Annotated in this window: 17 protein-coding genes; 8 read left to right on the top strand and 9 right to left on the bottom strand. The window is 56.4% G+C overall.

The features are described from left to right. Positions 1-361 precede the first annotated feature (361 nt). Complete coding sequence (locus tag R3F50_13035; GenBank protein ID MEZ5491227.1) at positions 362-1,729, top strand: MFS transporter; 1,368 nt, start codon at positions 362-364, stop codon at positions 1,727-1,729. Next, entirely contained in the window at positions 1,710-2,525 is an 816-nt protein-coding gene (locus R3F50_13030; protein ID MEZ5491226.1) for a phosphatidylinositol-specific phospholipase C/glycerophosphodiester phosphodiesterase family protein, read from the top strand. Before R3F50_13035 ends, R3F50_13030 begins: the two co-directional genes overlap by 20 nt. A gap of 44 nt (positions 2,526-2,569) precedes the next feature. On the opposite strand, the gene R3F50_13025 is transcribed toward R3F50_13030, so the two are convergent. Continuing rightward, complete coding sequence (locus R3F50_13025) at positions 2,570-3,718, bottom strand: glycosyltransferase (protein MEZ5491225.1); 1,149 nt, start codon at positions 3,716-3,718, stop codon at positions 2,570-2,572. Between the two features lie 171 nt (positions 3,719-3,889). Between R3F50_13025 and R3F50_13020 the strand changes: the two genes are divergently transcribed. Continuing rightward, positions 3,890-4,936: a hypothetical protein gene (locus R3F50_13020; protein ID MEZ5491224.1), complete on the top strand. Its 1,047-nt coding sequence runs from the start codon at positions 3,890-3,892 to the stop codon at positions 4,934-4,936. A 254-nt stretch (positions 4,937-5,190) separates the two neighbouring features. Here R3F50_13020 and R3F50_13015 read toward each other — a convergent pair whose 3' ends face one another. The 7 genes from R3F50_13015 to R3F50_12985 all read right to left on the bottom strand — a co-directional run bounded on the left by R3F50_13015 (position 5,191) and on the right by R3F50_12985 (position 11,915). Continuing rightward, positions 5,191-6,270, bottom strand: coding sequence for a phosphotransferase family protein (locus tag R3F50_13015; GenBank protein ID MEZ5491223.1), 1,080 nt, complete (start codon positions 6,268-6,270; stop codon positions 5,191-5,193). A gap of 46 nt (positions 6,271-6,316) precedes the next feature. Further along, entirely contained in the window at positions 6,317-6,457 is a 141-nt protein-coding gene (locus R3F50_13010; GenBank protein MEZ5491222.1) for a hypothetical protein, read from the bottom strand. After that, positions 6,454-7,026, bottom strand: a complete 573-nt coding sequence (locus R3F50_13005; GenBank protein ID MEZ5491221.1) for a histidine phosphatase family protein — start codon at positions 7,024-7,026, stop codon at positions 6,454-6,456. Before R3F50_13005 ends, R3F50_13010 begins: the two co-directional genes overlap by 4 nt. 6 nt (positions 7,027-7,032) lie before the next feature. Beyond that, positions 7,033-8,166, bottom strand: coding sequence for an acyl-CoA dehydrogenase (locus tag R3F50_13000; GenBank protein ID MEZ5491220.1), 1,134 nt, complete (start codon positions 8,164-8,166; stop codon positions 7,033-7,035). 61 nt (positions 8,167-8,227) lie between these two features. Beyond that, positions 8,228-9,427, bottom strand: coding sequence for an acyl-CoA dehydrogenase family protein (locus R3F50_12995; GenBank protein ID MEZ5491219.1), 1,200 nt, complete (start codon positions 9,425-9,427; stop codon positions 8,228-8,230). Positions 9,428-9,643: 216 nt separating this feature from the next. Next, complete coding sequence (locus R3F50_12990; GenBank protein ID MEZ5491218.1) at positions 9,644-10,168, bottom strand: DUF4136 domain-containing protein; 525 nt, start codon at positions 10,166-10,168, stop codon at positions 9,644-9,646. 64 nt (positions 10,169-10,232) lie between these two features. After that, positions 10,233-11,915, bottom strand: coding sequence for a Na/Pi symporter (locus R3F50_12985; protein ID MEZ5491217.1), 1,683 nt, complete (start codon positions 11,913-11,915; stop codon positions 10,233-10,235). A 137-nt stretch (positions 11,916-12,052) separates the two neighbouring features. Here R3F50_12985 and R3F50_12980 point away from each other — a divergent pair, with 137 nt between their 5' ends. The 3 genes from R3F50_12980 to pal all read left to right on the top strand — a co-directional run bounded on the left by R3F50_12980 (position 12,053) and on the right by pal (position 13,686). After that, positions 12,053-12,541 (top strand): YeeE/YedE family protein, encoded by a 489-nt coding sequence (locus R3F50_12980; GenBank protein MEZ5491216.1) that lies wholly within the window; start codon positions 12,053-12,055, stop codon positions 12,539-12,541. Continuing rightward, the gene (locus R3F50_12975; GenBank protein ID MEZ5491215.1) at positions 12,538-12,972 is read left to right on the top strand and encodes a YeeE/YedE family protein; all 435 of its coding nucleotides are present in this window, start codon (positions 12,538-12,540) and stop codon (positions 12,970-12,972) included. The genes R3F50_12980 and R3F50_12975 overlap by 4 nt, the downstream gene beginning before the upstream one ends. Positions 12,973-13,140: 168 nt before the next feature. Beyond that, positions 13,141-13,686: a peptidoglycan-associated lipoprotein Pal gene (gene pal, locus R3F50_12970; protein MEZ5491214.1), complete on the top strand. Its 546-nt coding sequence runs from the start codon at positions 13,141-13,143 to the stop codon at positions 13,684-13,686. Positions 13,687-13,896: 210 nt separating this feature from the next. Here the strand turns inward: pal and R3F50_12965 are convergent, their stop codons facing one another. Continuing rightward, on the bottom strand, positions 13,897-15,240 hold the full coding sequence (locus R3F50_12965) for a DUF4105 domain-containing protein (protein MEZ5491213.1): 1,344 nt from the start codon (positions 15,238-15,240) through the stop codon (positions 13,897-13,899). Between the two features lie 239 nt (positions 15,241-15,479). Between R3F50_12965 and R3F50_12960 the strand changes: the two genes are divergently transcribed. Together R3F50_12960 and R3F50_12955 are read left to right on the top strand one after the other, a co-directional pair. After that, positions 15,480-15,695 carry a hypothetical protein gene (locus R3F50_12960; protein MEZ5491212.1) on the top strand — a complete coding sequence of 72 codons (216 nt, stop codon included), beginning with the start codon at positions 15,480-15,482 and terminating at the stop codon, positions 15,693-15,695. A 93-nt stretch (positions 15,696-15,788) separates the two neighbouring features. Further along, positions 15,789-16,769 carry an aldo/keto reductase gene (locus R3F50_12955; protein MEZ5491211.1) on the top strand — a complete coding sequence of 327 codons (981 nt, stop codon included), beginning with the start codon at positions 15,789-15,791 and terminating at the stop codon, positions 16,767-16,769. Positions 16,770-16,810 lie beyond the last annotated feature (41 nt).

The following is a 16,810-nucleotide window of genomic DNA, read 5'->3' as shown; positions in this document are numbered from 1 at the left end:
CGGGCGCCAAAAAACGACGCCGAAAATACGTTATCGATGATGACTGGTCAAGGTGAGCCCGGACCCAGGCCTGGTCTTTTAACCGCGCACGGAACTGTGTTTGGTGTATTGATTATGGGAGGGACTGCTTCGAAGCAGCCGGTCTCTGGCGAACAGTTTGTGGTGCTCCGCGGACTGGCCCGCACCGCCTCAATCGAAGGCGCTGCCGTGGCAGGCAAACGCCACCGCCTTATTGTGTGGACATTTGCCACACCCGCTTTTATGCTTCGGGTTCGCTCGATGGCAGCGAAGTAATCGCCCTGCTGCCTTGGTTGCCCTACTCACCCGCCAGCTACAACTGGCATACCGGAACAGTCAGCGTTTGATATTTTATACCGAGGAAAAAGGCCAGTTCCTGCCGGTTACCGAGGAACAGCACAGCCGTCTGTTACGCTGGCGCATCTCCACCTTCTGGGTGATGCTGATCGGCTATGTCGGCTACTACCTGTGTCGGGGCAACCTGTCAGCCGCGTTTCCGCTGCTGGAACAGGAATTCGGCTATTCAAACACGCAGCTGGGTGTTATCGCCTCGCTCTCGGAGATCGCTTACGCCGTCGGTAAGTTCATCAATGGCCCCCTGGCAGACAAAATGGGGGGGCGACGTATTTTCCTGATCGGCATGGGCGGGGCCATCTTCTGGAACCTGATTTTTGCGCTGTCCTCCAGCCTCACGGCATTCATTATAGTCTGGTGTTTCTGCCGCTACTTTCTGTCCATGGGATGGGGCGGACTGACCAAGACCATAGGTAACTGGTACCCCCCCGAACGCAACGGTACCGTCATGGGGCTGATCAGTGTCAACTTCCAGTTTGGCGGTGTTGCCGCCACCTTGTTCGCCGGGTTCCTGGTTGCGCTTGGCGTGGCCTGGCAGGGTCTTTTTGTCTATCCCGCCCTGGTGGTCAGCGGCATCCTGCTCTGGTCCATAATGGCGTCGAAAGCCGATCCGAGGGACGTGGTTCCTGGTGTCACATTCGGGCGAAGCGAGGTCGGGAAGAAGCAGCTGGCAGATTATGGCGACGAGGAAAACCTGGGTGTAAAAACCATCCTGAAGACCCTGTTAGGCCTGCCAATCTATCGGCAACTGCTGGTCTTCAGTTTTTTAACCACCCTGCTGCGCTCAGTGTTTTTCTTCTGGACTCCCAAGTTTCTGTTCGACATTGGCCTGGGCGCCAGCGCAGCGATTCTGCAATCGGCAATTTTCCCTTTCCTGGGCGTCATCGGAACAGTCTTTATAGGCTGGTACACGGATCACTATGCCGACAACGGGGATCGTGCCAGAACCATGTGGATCATGTTGTTGTGCCTGGTGATCTGCCTGGGTTTCATTACCATACTCAGCAATTCTGAAACTCCCAATTTTGCGCTTATCATGGTTTTCCTCGGGGCCAGCGGCTTCTTTCTGCTGGGGCCCTATTCCATGAGCAGCGGCTGCCTCACCCTGGATATCGCCGGGCCTAAAGGGGCCGGGTCGTGCACCGGTATAATCGACGGCCTGGGGTATATCGGGGGCGCTATCGCAGCGTTCAGCGCCGGCTATCTGTCAGATTATGTTGGCTGGTCACAGGTTTTTATGATCCTGACCGGTTTTTCCGTTATTTCCACCTTGAGTGCGTATTTCATGAGCAGGGAGTTCCAGCGAATTGCTGCCACCAAGAACAAGGAGACTACTCATGTTCAGCCGTCTATTTAGCGCCTTCGTCATCACCCTGGCACTGTTTTCTTGTCTGCCCGTTGCACAGGTATCCGCCCAGCCCGGAATTCCCCTGCCGGCTCATTCCCACAACGATTATGACAGGCCCCGGCCGCTGTTCAGCGCCCTGCAACTGCGATTCGCCAGTGTCGAAGCCGATATCTACCTGTCCGACAATGAACTGCGGGTGGGTCACGACCCCGAGGACCTGCTGCGTGGGCGAACTCTGCGCAACCTGTATCTGGAACCACTGCGCCTGATTGTTATGCGTGGCGCCGGACAGGTATACCCGGAAACGACCACTCCCCTGATTCTGCTGATCGACATCAAGTCAGAGGCGGACACCACCTACCAGCAACTGGAAAGAGCGCTGGCGCCCTATGAGCCCTTTCTGACCCGTTTTACTCCTGACGGTGTCGAGCCTGGCGCCGTCACGGTAGTCGTGTCCGGCAACCGGCCGAGAGAACTGATGGAGTCCCAGGCAGAGCGGTTCATGGGCTACGATGGTCGCCTGTCAGATTTGAGCAGCGGCGCCATAGATCCAAACTTCATGCCCATGGTGAGTGGTAACTGGGACGACGTGTTCAGCTGGCGGGGCGGCGATGCCATGCCAGCCGAGCAACGGGAACAACTCAAGTCCCTGGTTGCACTGGCCCGCGAGCAAGGAGTCAAGTTGCGCTTCTGGAATGCCCCGGACATTCCGCCGGTCTGGGGAGCATTGAATGAGGCAGGTATTGACCTGATAGGTACCGACCGGATCGACGCCCTGAGAGAGTTTCTTTTTCAAGCGCCCTGACCATTTTTATCGCGGCGCGAAAACCGATGCCGGCGCCCGGCCGGTCATTTCTTTCTGGCAGCGCGGAGTAACTCCTCGTACAGGCTGGTGTGCAGGCTGGCGGCATGGTTCCAACTCATATCCTGTGCCCTCCTCAGCTGCAACCGGCGTTCCGGCAGATTACTGCCTGGCAATTCCAGCTTCCTGCGCAGCAGTGCCCGCAACGACTCCTGATTGCCTGCCTGAAAAACATTTTCCCTACCCGTTGCCAAAGATGCCAGGCCTCCGACGTCGCTGACCAGAACCGGCACGCCCTGAGCGGCAGCACGCGAGACAGCGCCGGAGTGCCCGGAAAACCGGCGATAGGGAAAGATAGCGTAACGGGCCTGCCGGATGAGTCTGTCCAGTTCGTCATCGGCAATAAACCCTAGGCGGGATTCAACATTGAGCAACCCGGGATCATCCAGCAACTGCCGAATAATCCGGCCGTGTTTTTCTGTACCCAACAGCCGTGCCACCACCCGCGACAGCAACGTCTCTCCCTGCCAAAGCTGCCCCGCCACGATCAGTCGGAACTGGGGATACTCTGCAGCCAGGTCCTGCCAGGCAGCCAACAGGAGGTCTACCCCTTTGTAAGGCCGGATGTTGCCGAAATACAGCAGGTAGGGCGATGTGTGATCGGCTGCCTGCAAGTCTCTGTCAGATAATACGAGGGACTCTGTGCCATGGTGAATCACGTGTACCTTGGGTCGCCATTGTGACGGTATGGCCGTCAAGCCGCAGGCGTCGTGAATTACCAGGGCATCGGCCAGCCTCAGACAACTGTTTTGCAACCAGGCGGGCAGGCCAGCCATTTCATGGGCTGCCGGATTGTGCAGGGTCAGCACGGTCGGGATACCCAAGCGCTTCGCCTCTCCGAGCACCCGTCGATGCATCAATGCCGTGGCAAAGGTCCAGGCCTGCAGATGGATCAGGTCAGGCTGATAACGCTTCAGACTCCAGGTCCAGGGCCGGGCATAATGGAGCACCCGCAGATTGTTCTGCTTCGGCGGGGACTTTTGCGCCGGATGCAGCCAGTCGGGGTAGATCTTGGCGTAGTCCACCGGCATAACCTGGATAGCATCAACCGCATTGAGTGCCCGCAACAGGCAATCGCTGTAATAACTGATACCTCTGACTTCCGGACCAAAGGTAGATAACAGGGCGACCTTCATGGGCCAGACTCCGTAACACAGTGTGGTTAATGGGTTTTCGGCCGCCAACAGCCGATCTTGGCAATCCGGGGTTCCTGATCCCAGCCTTGCGCCGCCGCCGGTCAGGCCTTTACAAAGCCGACCGACAGGGATACTTTTGACCGGTTACCTTTTATTTTCAGGAGATCAGACATGTCAAACCCGAAGACACTGTCCCTAAAGTCAACACTGCAGGGGCTGTCAGTCTCATTGGCGGCGACCTCACTGTTCGCCCAGAGCGGGGCCATCCCGGACCTGGAAGGAACCTGGACAAATGCATCCCGGACGCCGCTTACCCGTCCTCGTGGTATAGAGAGCCTGGTCGTCACTGCCGAGCAGGCGGAGCAGATCGTGGCAAACATGTCGATTGCCGGAATTTCCGCAGAAAATGTTGCCTCCGGGCCGGCAATTGACACAGCCACCGGCGCGCCACCGGCAGGAGCACAGGATTTCGGCCTGCGGGGATATAACCTGTTCTGGACCGACCCGGGCGCGACCCTGGCCTATGTAAAGGGTGAATTTCGCACTTCACTGGTTATCGACCCACCCAACGGCCAGATACCCCGCCGCGAGGACCCCAAACTGGACTTCCAGCGAGCCAACTATGGCGCCCGCTACCTGACCGGCATCGGCGACACCCGCGGCCCTGAGGCTATCCCGCTGGCTGAGCGCTGCCTGATTGGATTTGGCAATACCGCCGGACCCGGCATGATGGGCACGCTGTACAACAGCTCCTACCAGTTCGTGCAGACCGATGACTACGTCGTGATTCATGTGGAAATGGTGCACGAGGCGCGTGTCATTCCCCTGTTCGACAATGCCGCGGAGGCCCGGGCCAACCGGCGCCCCGAGGTGCATGAACCCTGGCTCGGTGATTCTGTCGGCTGGTACGAGGACGGCTCGCTGATTGTGGAAACAGTCAATATCAAGCCTCTGCAGCTGAGTGAAAGCGCCATCCCCATCACCAAAGAAGGCCGGATTGTCGAACGCTTCACTCCCTACTCCGACACCGAGATCGTCTACCAGTTTACCGTTGAAGATGACAACATCTACCGTCAACCGTGGACTGCAGAGATGAGCTACCACGCTCTGGACGGGCAGATTTATGAGTATGCCTGCCACGAGGGCAACTACGCGATGCCAGGTATACTGGCAGGTGCCCGCCGTCAGGAAGTGCTCGATGAGTTCAAGGTAGATTGATAGCGATCGTCAGAGTCCAAGGGGGCAGCAGTTGCCACTGGCATAAACTGCGCAACCCGCGACGGGGCGGCCAGCCGGTCGCAGGGCCTCCACCAGCCCTGCGGCAGGGGCTGGAATAACTGACCGAAAAGGGCATCCAGAAGAAGATTCAACAGCTGCCGAAAGCCCCGCTGGAAACAGGACTTCAGACCTGTCTCCAGCGGGGCTTTTCAGTTTACGGCGGACAAGGCCGAACGGACCGGGCCCCGGGTGGCTTAGCTGGCGACCTTGCCACTGATAATCAGGTCACACATCTGCTTGAGGATACGAGTCTTTTCAACCATCATCCTGAAACGCTGATCCTGAGTCACACCGTGGTAATAGCGATAGTAGATCTGTTGCCCTATAACGGCGAGCCGGAACTGTCCAAAGCAGAAATAGAATGGGAAATTGTCAACCGACAGGCCGGTGCGCTGACTGAATCGCTGTACGATCTCTGCCCGCGTGGGAGCGCCGGGCGTGTCGCTTGGCATGGTTCGATACTCACGCATCCACTCCGGGTCACTCTCCTGTACCCAGTAAGCCAGCGTGCAACCCAGATCCATGAGGGGATCACCTACCGTAGACATTTCCCAGTCCAGCACGCCGATGACCTGCAGCGGGTCTTCGAGGGAGAAAATAACATTGTCCAGTTTGTAATCATTGTGTATCACACTGGCCAGACCACTCTCCGACGGCATGTTATCCAGCAGCCACTGCATGACCGACTCCATCGCTACGGTATCCGGCGTGACGGCGGCCTCCCAGCGCTTTATCCAGCCTTCAACCTGGCGCTTGACGTAACCCACCGGGCGACCAAAATCCTGCAGGCCGGCTTCGACAAGATCCACGGAGTGCAGCTCACTGAGCACATCGAAAAAATTGAGCAGTTGCTGGCGAATCTGTTCCGGGCCGAGCGCCAGGCCCTCAGGGTAATCTCTGCGTATAACCAGACCCTGGATATAATTCATCAGGTAAAAATCGCACCCGATTACAGAATGATCATCACAGAAATGAACCGGCCTGGGGCCATAGGGGTAAATATCTTTGAGCGCGCTGAGAATGCGATACTCACGGGACATGTCATGGGCAGATTTGACTTTACTCCCAAACGGGGGGCGTCTGAGGACCCATTTTTCATCTCCGCAGCTGATAAGATAAGTAAGGTTGGAAAAGCCGCCCGGGAACTGCCTGATTTCAAGCCTGCCGACCTGTTCTCCCAGAATCGGGCGCAGATACCCCTGCAGCTTTACCAGATCCAGCTCTTCACCACGCCGGATTTCACCGGCTTTGTCCATCAGGCTAGTGTCTGCCACCACACAGTTTTCCCCGTAATCCCGAGACGTTGTTGTTACTAACAGCTCAGCGAAATGTCACCATGTGTTGCAAATCCGGCTTCTCAAGGTGCGCGAGATTGTTAAACAGGGTCAGCGAAATCTTACCGCCGCCGTAGCGGATACGGGTAACCGAACTGTTATGCACCATCCAGTTTGTAGCAATCACCTGGGCATCAGGAAACCCCAAGGCCCGCGCAGGGCTAATGCTATCACACCCCCGGACGTGGAGATGAGCACCTTGCTGCCATTCTGATGGGCTTCCATCAGCTCATCCATGGCACTGTGCACGCGGGCCTGGAAATCCCGCCACGGTTCAAAACCCACATCCGTATCGGCAGGCTCAAGCTCATCTCGGATCCATTTTGCCGTGGCCGCTTCAAACACCCTCTGGTAGAGACGCTCTTCCGGTATTGGCAGGCTCAGTTCCGCCGGAAAGCCTCCTTCCCGCCGGTGATTGCGCAGGTAGATAGCAATCAGAGGATCACCGTTGTATTCGTTGAAGGCTGGCATAACCTGGATCCTGCGCTGCGACACTTCCACATGGTCCAGCAGTTCCCTGGCCGTTTCCTGCTGACGTCTCAGATCACCGGCATACAGGTGATGGAAGCTTTCGCCCAGTTCCCGCCAGTGTCGGGACAGCTGCTTTACCTGTTCTATGCCCGCCTGGCTGAGTTTGTCGTAAGAATCAGCACCAAACGAAGCCTGGCCATGTCGCACGAATACCAGTTCGCTCATAAGCTTCTAAAGGCTGGCAAACCGACGGGTATGAAAATCCGTGTTACCGAACAGGGTTTCAATGGCAGTGACCCGCTTGAACAGATGGGCAACATCCAGTTCATCAGTGATGCCTATTCCGCCATGCAACTGCACGGCTTCCTGGCTGACTTTGATTAGGGCCTTACCGACCCGGCTCTTGGCAGCCGACACAGCTTTAGCCTTCTCCGTCTCACTGGCGCTGCTGTCCAGTTTCATTGCCGCCATCAAGACTATCGAACGCGCCAGCTGGCACTCGACAAACATATCAGCCATGCGATGCTGAAGTGCCTGAAAAGTGCCGATAGGCACGCCAAACTGTTTACGAGTCTTACTGTATTCGACTGTTTTCTGAAGCAGGGCATCCAGGGCACCAACGGCTTCCGAAGCCACTGCTACGGTAGCAATATCCACCACCTGCTCCAGCCCCGCCAGGGCCTCGCCAGGCGTCCCCAGACAGGCATTGGCGGAAACCTCAACGCCGTCGAGCTGGACGGTCGCAGCACCGTGCCCATCTATCTGAGTATACCCCTGGCGGGTAACCCCCGCAGCTTTGGCATCTACCAGAAAAACCGAGATCCCCTGCCGATCCTGCGCGGCGCCGGAGCTTCGGGCCACCACCAGCAAGCGATCAGCCTGAGCACCGTTAAGTACCGCCACCTTGCTGCCACTGATGACAAAACCATCACCCTTTGCGGCCGCCGTGGTGGCCACATTGGCCAGATTGAAGCGACTGCCGGGCTCACTGATGGCACAGGCCAGCTGCAGTTCACCACACATGATTGCGGGCAGCAGATCCGCCTTCTGCTCAACCGTTCCCAGCCTGCTGATCAGGCCGCCGGCCATTACGGCAGTGGGAATAAACGGCTCTACGACCATCCCTTTACCCAGCGCTTCCATCATCACCATCAGGTCCACAGCGGAACCGCCAAAGCCCCCGTCTTCTTCCTGGAATGGCACTGTCAGCCAGCCCAGCTCCGCAAACAGGTTCCAGTTGTCGATGCTGAACCCGATGTCGCTGGCCAGAATCCCCTTACGGGTCTCAAAATCGTAATGCTCGCGCACAAACTTCTGCACGCTGTCCTGTAGCATCTGTTGCTCGCCAGTAAATGAAAAGTCCACTTGCTAAACCTCGAATTCTTGAGTTCGAACTGTGACAGATCGCGCCATGACGCGACCGTGATTACAGCCCCAGCACTGCCTTGCAGATAATATTTTTCTGGATTTCGTTGGACCCACCATAAATGGAGACCTTGCGATGATTAAAGTAATCCAGGGCCGTCGATGCCAGGTAGCCTTCACCCAGGGGCTCTCCCTGGAACCCGCCCTCGAACTGCTCCGGCACAAAAGGCAGGGCGTCGTAGTCGGCGACCTCCAGGAACAGCTCATCAGCCCGCTGAGCTACTTCTGTACCAACAATCTTCAGAATTGAGGATTCAGGGCCCGGGGCCTTGCCAACAGACACAGCCGCCAAAGTTCGCAGTTCAGCATATTCCAATGCCAGCAGATCGATCTCCATCTCCGCGACCTTGGTTGCAAACACGGGATCATCGGCAAGCTTGCCACCGAATCCGTCATCGCGATTGGCAGCAGCAGTTTTAAGCTCATTGATGCGGCGTTTGGTGTAGGGCACGCGGGCGATATTGGTCCGCTCATGGGTCAGCAGTACCTTGGCATAGGTCCAACCCTTGTTTTCCTCGCCAATAAGGTTCTCCACCGGGACTTTGACGTTATCGAAAACCACCTCGTTGACCTCGGGGCTGCCGTCCATCAGCACGATAGGATTGACGCTGATACCGGGTGACTTCATATCGATAAGCAGAAAGCTGATTCCCTCCTGCTTTTTGGCGGTATTGTCGGTACGCACCAGGCAGAAGATCCAATCGGCGTATTGCCCCAGTGTGTTCCAGGTTTTCGTTCCGTTGACCACATAATGATCACCTTCCCGGACCGCGCTGGTTTTGAGGGAGGCCAGGTCGGAGCCTGAGTTGGGTTCGGAATAGCCCTGGCACCACCAGGTCCTGCTTTCGAGAATATCCGGCAGAAAGCGTTGCTTCTGCTCTTCCGAGCCGTAAGCGATAATGACCGGCGCCACCATTTTGACACCGAAGGCAACTGGCTCGGGGGCGCCGATACGGCCCATTTCCTGATTGAAAATATATTTCTGAGTCGGGGTCCAGCCGGTTCCCCCGTACTCTTCAGGCCAGTTCGGGGCCATCCAGCCCTGCTTGTTGAGAATTTTTTGCCAGCGGACCAGGTCGTCCTTGCTGAGGCGCAGGTTATTGTCAACTTTCTCCCGGATTTCAGCCGGAAACTCAGTCTCCAGAAATTCTCTTACCTCTTGTTGAAAGGCAAGTTCTTCTGCCGTGAATTCCGCGTTCACCACTTACTCCTTCTCTGCCAGAATCGAAAAATCAGTCTCGGTGTCTGGATATTTTTACGAACCGGACATCCTGACGGTTCAGCAATTCATGCCACCAGAGTATCCGGAAACCGGGTGACTGAAACCACCCGGCCGCAAGGAAGGAGAACTTTAACATTTTTAAGCAGAGCAAATAAACAAATATCGAACACTTGCTCTATAGCGGAAAGGCCCGTATCAGTCCCGGCCGGGGTAGTCTGCCAGCAGATCCCGGAAGGTTTCCAGGAAAGCCACTCTGGCAGGACCTTCGTGCATGTATTCGCCCGGTGAAACCGTATGAATGCGGCTCACCTGACCAGCCCAGACTTCCTCGCCCGTGCTGGTTTCCCGCATCGAGATCTTGACCACCGCGATGTAGCGTAATTCAACGTCGATGTTCTCCTGTCTGATAAAAGGATTGACGTCTTCCGTCTCGGGGCTGAGGTTTACGTGCTCGTAAGAAAGGGTGACGATCAGATCGTTCACCTGGTCATTACGCTCCATGCCCCTTTCCTGAAATGAGGAATCGAACATATCCACCACCCAGTCCCTGAGGAAGATCGGCATGTTCTCAGTCTGCAATCGATAGGCTTCATAATCAGCGTAGGTGCCCGGGCAACAGAGAGTCACCGTATTGCCGATTCGTAAACCCGTCTGGGTGCATCCGGTGAATGCCAGCATCACTGCCAGCAGTACTGCCCTTGTCCGTTTCGCGTTGTTCATTTTGTTGTACTTCCTCCGGTTCGATAATCGAGGGTCTGAATGTAGATGGCCTTATAACACAAAATCAGCTGCTAACCGGCAACTTCGATTGTAACGAGATGTTACCAGCAACTGTTTTATCCAGGATCAGAGATTTGACCGATTTGAGCATCTGGCGATAAGCCAGCCTGATTTCCCGGTTAACATTCAACTGCAGGGAAATAAGCGCTGTATCGGAAGATTCCAGAGCCGCCCTGGTCTGCACCAGACGATTGACGGCATCGTAGTGCTGATCGTTACCTGCATCCAGCTGCTCAAGCTCTTCCAACACATACTCCCATGCATGATCAGCGAGCAGCAGATCGAGCAGATTCTGATAGGCATTGCGGTGATATTCACGTTGCAGTTCATACAGCTCATTCATTACCGGCGCGGCATTCAGGCGCAACTCGCGTAAATCGTGCTGGATGTCCTTGAGCGATTTGTTGCAGTAAATCACGCCCCTCGTGAGTCGCTGAAGCCGGGCCAGTTCCGACACATCGCCCTCCCCCAGTGGCTGCAATTCAATACGGGCCACATAGCGTAAAATTTCGCCCTCCTGCCGTTTCAGGTGTTCGTAGCCGCGTTCGAAATCGAGCCCGACCTCCACATCGGCTGATTTTTCAACAATCTCCCTCACGGCGGCCAGATTCACCGGCGTCAGGTTGAATACGCGCATGGCGTTGACCAGTGCCTGCAGGGTCACCGCGCGAACCGTTGTCTCCAGCGCCACCAGTGCCGCGTCCACTACGTCGGTCGTTACTTTTTCCAGCAGTGATCCGGGTTCGCCATCATGCTGCTGAAACAGCTTTTCTATCCAGCGGGCGAAAATACCGAGGAACGGAACGAATGCCGCCAACCCGATGACATTCATCACACTGTGAAAGGCGACCAGCCCAAACAGCGGGTCTGAGACCTGCAGCCAGGAAAGGACCAGTGGCAGCACCGGCAAAAGGAACAGAAAGGCGGACAGGTCGACGATAAGATTAAAGACACAATGAGCAAGAGCCAGTTGCCTTTTTATAGCAATGCCGCCAAGGCTGCCCAGCACTGTGGTACTGGTGGTCCCCATATCGGCGCCGACAATCAGAGCGGCCGCTTCCGGCAGAGTGACAAATTCTGCATTCACAGCAGCCAGGGCCATCATCATCACAGCCGAGCTCGACTGCACCAGGGCCGCGATCACTACACCAGCCCCCAGATACACTACCGGACTGTGCCCCTGCAGAAGCGACACATCAAAACGTGCCGGCAGCGCCTCCATACTGGTTTTCATGACACCCAGCCCGAACAGCAGCAGGCCGATTCCGAGAACCACCGTCATGCCGTTGGCCGGATAACTTTCCCGACGAAAGAAAACCAGCCCGAAGGCCGACAGGCCCAGCAGCGGTAACGCAAAAGACTCCAGGTTCAACTTGAAACCAAAGATTGCCACCAGCCAGCCAGTCACGGTGGTGCCAAGGTTGGCGCCCAGGATTATTCCCACCGCATTGACGAAAGGCAGCAGCCCGGCGCTGGCAAACGCAAGCACGAGCAGGCTCACCATGGAACTGCTCTGCAGCAGCGCGGTCGCCAGCACACCTGTCCCTACGCTGCCAATACTGGTCCCGGTACTGGCGCGCAGCCAGCCACGCAGGCGCACATCGCTGAGCTTGCGAATACCCTGCTCCAGCTGGGACATGCCGTAAAGAAACAACCCCAGACCAAAAATGAAATTAACGGAAGTCACCAGACAGAACCTGTTTACGCGGGTAAAGGCCGAGCAAGCTATTATGGTAACAGCCATAGAGCCAGGAACTGATCCTGATCAGGCAGTTTCTGAATTTCTGCTTTATACTCGACCGGTATGGTTCGGCTGGACGGCAAATCAGGCACACCGACCCTGCCGGGCATGGCAAAAAAACCGCACAGGATCTCATGCATATGGAAAATTTTACTCCCTATAGCGCCTTGCTGGGAGGCGCGCTGATTGGAACTGCAGCCACTCTGATGTTATGGATAAACGGCCGGATTACCGGTATCAGCGGCATTCTCGGTGGCGTTCTGTTCCCGGTCAAAAGCGACGCCCTGTGGCGCGTGCTCTTTATTGGCGGGCTGCTTTGTGGCGCCCTGCTTTTCACTCTGGTCAAAGGCTCGCCAATCGACCTTGAGGTACAGGCCACCCCGCTGGTGAGCATTCTCGCCGGGTTCCTGGTCGGACTCGGCACCCGCCTGGGAAGCGGCTGCACCAGCGGCCATGGTATTTGTGGTATCGCGCGCATTTCCAAGCGTTCATTTGCCGCGACGCTGGTGTTCATGCTGGCCGGTATCGTGACAGTTTTCCTGGTCCGGCATGTAATAGGAGCTGGCTCATGACAAACAGACCTAACCAACCCCTCGCCCTGGTCTCTGTGTTTGTTTCCGGCCTGTTATTCGGTCTGGGCCTGACCGTGTCAGCCATGGTAAACCCCGCCAAGGTGATCGGCTTTCTCGACCTGGCAGGTAACTGGGACCCAAGCCTTGCCCTGGTCATGATCGGCGGCCTGGCCATCACCATGCCTGCGTTTCAGCTGGTGCTGAGAAGAGATCGACCGTTACTTGAGGCGCGCTTTTTCCTGCCGACCAGCAAAGATGTGGACCGGCGCCTGTTGGGCGGTGCCGCGCTGTTCGGGGTTGGCTGGGGGCTGGCCGGTTTATGCCCGGGCCCTGCCCTGACTTCACTGGTGACGTTAAATGGATCAGTCTGGCTGTTCGTTATCGCCATGGTGGGCGGGATGTTTTTTCACCGCCTGGTGCTGGAACGTTGAAATTTTCAGTCTGCGGGCAATTAAATCGCAAGAAAAATGTCAAAAAAATTATTTATGCGCCGATCAATAGAACTAAGTTGCAGTTTACTGTATGTTGCGCGCACCTGCAGACCTGACCAAAAGGTCAAATCAGGAATTAACCTGGGAATACCCAACGTAGGAGAAAAAATGAAACTTTCAAAACTAGCCCGAAACCTGCTAATCCTGCTCGCCCTGACCAGTGTAGTTGCCTGTAGTTCCAGCGGTGATATGGAAGACCAGGCCGGGGGAGAGTCAGATACCGGCCTGTCCGGCATTGACGCGACCACTCAGCGTGCCCAGCAGCTGCAAAGCGAAGCTGAACGTCGAGCCGCAGAACAGCAGGCCCGCGTCGAGCGCGCTGCCCTGCAGACCACGGTTTTCTACTTCGATTTCGATATCGCTGAATTTCGGCCAGCTGACCGTGATGTACTGACCTACCACGGCCGTGATCTGGCAGCTAATCCCAACAAGCGCATTCGCCTCGAAGGGCATGCTGACGAGCGCGGCACCCGGGAGTACAACCTGGCTCTTGGCGAAAGGCGGGCTCAAAGCATCATGAATTTTCTTATCGTAAACGGTGCATCCCGCTCTCAGATCGAGGTTGTCAGCTACGGCGAGGAACGTCCAGCCGACTCCAACACCAGCGAAGCAGCTTATCAGCGTAATCGCCGTGTCGAGGTCGTTACCCGCTAGTATTCCCGGTCACGGAATGGAAAGCCCCGGCTCTTTGGAGTCCGGGGCTTTTTTTGGCCAGCTCTCTATCGCTTAAGCGACCTGTGCCTAACTGACAGTATACGCTCGTCCTCAGACGCTCTCGCCGGCAACGGCCCTTACCGAAGGCACGCTACCGCCCGTCAAGAAATGCCACCAACCCCCTGAAGGTCCCGCCAGGCAAACTGGCCGTTAAATCAGCAGGTTCTTGGATTTGGCTGGCTCGAAACCGACGATCCAGACCAGTAAGATCAGAAGGAACAGGCCCGGTGTAACCGTCAGTAGAAAGGTCATGGTTGACTGCGGTGCCAGATTGAACACAGCAATGACAGCATAGGCAACAACCGACACTAACCGTGCAAGCATGTAGTAGTTGATGAACGGAGCACTGTTGTGGGTCAGGGGCCAGGGCCTGGCCTGAATGAACCAACGGCCCGCCACCACGACGCCCAACAGGTCGGCAGGCCAGCAAAGCAGAAGATTGACGTTCTTATAAAGATCCATATGGTCTGAGAAAAACCAGCCCCCCAACATAAGACAGCCATAAATGCCACTGAACAGGGAAACCACCAGCCCCACCAGGCCCAGCAGCCGAAAACTCAGGCCCGGAGCATTCAGGGTAATGCGCGAATGCGTCGCAAAATAGGACATGGATACCTTGCGCAGCAGCAGGAACAGAAACAGGGCTGGCGCCAGCAGCAGCGTACCCGCCACGTAGTAGGGGTTAGCCCCGGCTTGCGGTGTCGGAAACTCTGCGATCACGACAGAGTCGCTCAGCAATGGCTGCTGCCGGCCGGCGACAGCCACATCCGATGGCAGGGTCATCAACCGCGCCCGCAGACTCAGGGGTAGAAACATTTCCTCCCATTGCGTGACAGGCCGGTCGATATTGGCGTTCATTAACAGATCCACGGAAAACTCGATCAGTGGCGCAGAGCGGTAATGGTAGGTCACCAGATCGCGAAAGGTGTTGTCGGTGGTACTGCCCGTGGCCGCGCTGATCTTCCCTTCCAGCGCTTCATCCAGATAGTCACGCACCCGGGTCGTGCAATTATCGAAAAAATAATGGTAGGGATAAACGATGTTTTCGGGCCGGACATTCCACAGCAGGCGCTTATAGAGCGTCTCTTTCTGGCGATTGTTCAGATTGATCGCGTCCTGCCAGACGCTGCGCTGCTGTTGTCGATAGGCGCCAAACTCCGCGCCCGGGCTGCTGGTGCCCAGCTGATAGTTCATGATTCCGCGGAAAAAATTGAACGAGAACTGCACAACCCCGCCGCTGGCATCGAACAGACCCCAATTGTAGACCGTATCCGTATTGTTGTTCTCATCGATGACGCGCAGGGCCGTGTGGCCGAAATTGTCCCAGACATTATTGCCGGCATCGACAGTGATCAGATAGAAATGCACGCGACCGAAATCTGCCGGCAGCGCAGCGCTATCAATGTCGTCTACCGCTTCCAGCGCAGCGCTTCCTGCCAGGCCGGTGCCAAGCGCCAGCATTAGGACCGCCAGCTGCAGAAGTGAGAGAGGCATAAACCTGGTCAAGGAGACACCAGGGCGACAGGAGGGCGCAATTGCCCGTAATCGGCGGAGAATTTCTTTTGTTTGATTGGATTTACCTGGTAACCGGTGCCGCATAATGTGCCAGCTGCTGTACGGTTTTCCGCTGCTTGATGTGAAAGACCAAGTGCCGGGTTCTGTCCCGGAAACGCAGTCGTTTATCTGCGCAATGGTAGCAGAGATTTGCTTTCTAGCAAGCGGAGCTTGCCGGGATGGCAACAGATCTGACCGAAAAAAATCCTCGCCGGCTATCCGCCATAGCCAGGCGAGGAGTTACGGCAAGCCCGCTGGCGCCGATCAGTGTATCGCCGGTCAGGCAGGAACTGGCCACTGGCAATCGATCGGGTCATCACGGTCTGTTCGAAGAGCCAGAACCGACTCGTACTGCAGCAGACTTCCATCACAAGCGCTACCCTAAGGGACCGTGACTGAACAGAATCTGAACGGCTCTGCGCTGCCCCGGATTTCCCCGATTCATGATAGACTCCGGCCATCCCCCTGCCAGGAGTGATTGACCGACAATGAAAACCAGACAACTTGGCCCGCTGACAGTTTCCGCCCTGGGCCTGGGTTGCATGAGCATGTCCCAGTCTTACGGCACCGCGGATCGGGACGAATCGGAGCGTGCGTTGCATCGCGCCCTGGATATCGGCTATACCTTCCTGGATACCGCCAGCCTTTATGGCATGGGTCACAACGAAGCGCTTATCGGTTCAGTACTGGGTAAGCGACGGCAGGAATTTATTCTGGCCAGCAAGTGTGGCATCACCTCCCTTGACGGCCAGCGCATCGTGGATTGCACCCCGGCCAATGTGAAGAGAACCTGCGAGGAAAGCCTGCAGCGACTCAAAACCGACGTTATCGATCTGTATTACCTGCATCGTCGGGACTTTAACGTCCCCATTGAGGACAGTGTTGGCGCCCTGGCCGATTTTGTCAGGGCCGGCAAGATCCGTTACATCGGCCTGTCGGAATGTTCTTCACAGACAATTCGGCGCGCCCACCAGGAACACCCGATCGCCGCCGTCCAATCTGAATATTCCCTCTGGACCCGGGATCCTGAATACAAGGTATTCGAGACCTGCCGGGAACTGGGAATCGGTTTTGTCCCCTTCAGCCCGCTGGGCAGAGCGTTTCTGTCCGGCCGGATTCGCGATATGTCGCAGCTGGAAGAGAACGACATGCGCCAGACCATGCCGCGATTTACCGGCAGCAATTTTTCCCACAACCTGGGTCTGGTTGAACAACTGGAAGAAATTGCCCGGAAAAATAACTGCAGCCCAGCCCAGTTGTCCCTGGCCTGGGTTCTGGCGCAGGATGAGAATTTTGTTCCGATACCAGGAACCAAGCATGTCCGCTATGTCGAGGAGAATGCGGCCTCGGTGGCGCTGCATATTGACGCCGAAGATCTGCAGGCAGCGGGAGACCTGTTCACAGCACAGGGAGTTCTGGGAGACCGCTATGCCAGTTCCCAGATGATTTCGCTGGATCCGGACAGCTGATATCTGAGTGATCGATTATTCATTTAAGTAAGGAATCTCTG

This window comes from Gammaproteobacteria bacterium (genome assembly GCA_041395725.1).
Classification (GTDB): domain Bacteria; phylum Pseudomonadota; class Gammaproteobacteria; order Pseudomonadales; family Pseudohongiellaceae; genus NORP240.
Note: the sequence above shows the minus strand (reverse complement) of the source record. Positions and strands in the feature narration are given on the sequence as shown.

Bases quoted from the DNA above. Each gene is read 5' to 3' on its own strand.
- pal (MEZ5491214.1), top strand. From the start codon at position 13,141: ATGAAACTTTCAAAACTAGCCCGAAACCTGCTAATCCTGCTCGCCCTG.
- R3F50_12965 (MEZ5491213.1), bottom strand. From the start codon at position 15,240: ATGCCTCTCTCACTTCTGCAGCTGGCGGTCCTAATGCTGGCGCTTGGC.
- R3F50_12955 (MEZ5491211.1), top strand. From the start codon at position 15,789: ATGAAAACCAGACAACTTGGCCCGCTGACAGTTTCCGCCCTGGGCCTG.
- R3F50_13005 (MEZ5491221.1), bottom strand. From the start codon at position 7,026: ATGAGCGAACTGGTATTCGTGCGACATGGCCAGGCTTCGTTTGGTGCT.
- R3F50_13020 (MEZ5491224.1), top strand. From the start codon at position 3,890: ATGTCAAACCCGAAGACACTGTCCCTAAAGTCAACACTGCAGGGGCTG.
- R3F50_12975 (MEZ5491215.1), top strand. From the start codon at position 12,538: ATGACAAACAGACCTAACCAACCCCTCGCCCTGGTCTCTGTGTTTGTT.
- R3F50_13030 (MEZ5491226.1), top strand. From the start codon at position 1,710: ATGTTCAGCCGTCTATTTAGCGCCTTCGTCATCACCCTGGCACTGTTT.
- R3F50_13025 (MEZ5491225.1), bottom strand. From the start codon at position 3,718: ATGAAGGTCGCCCTGTTATCTACCTTTGGTCCGGAAGTCAGAGGTATC.
- R3F50_12960 (MEZ5491212.1), top strand. From the start codon at position 15,480: ATGGCAACAGATCTGACCGAAAAAAATCCTCGCCGGCTATCCGCCATA.
- R3F50_12990 (MEZ5491218.1), bottom strand. From the start codon at position 10,168: ATGAACAACGCGAAACGGACAAGGGCAGTACTGCTGGCAGTGATGCTG.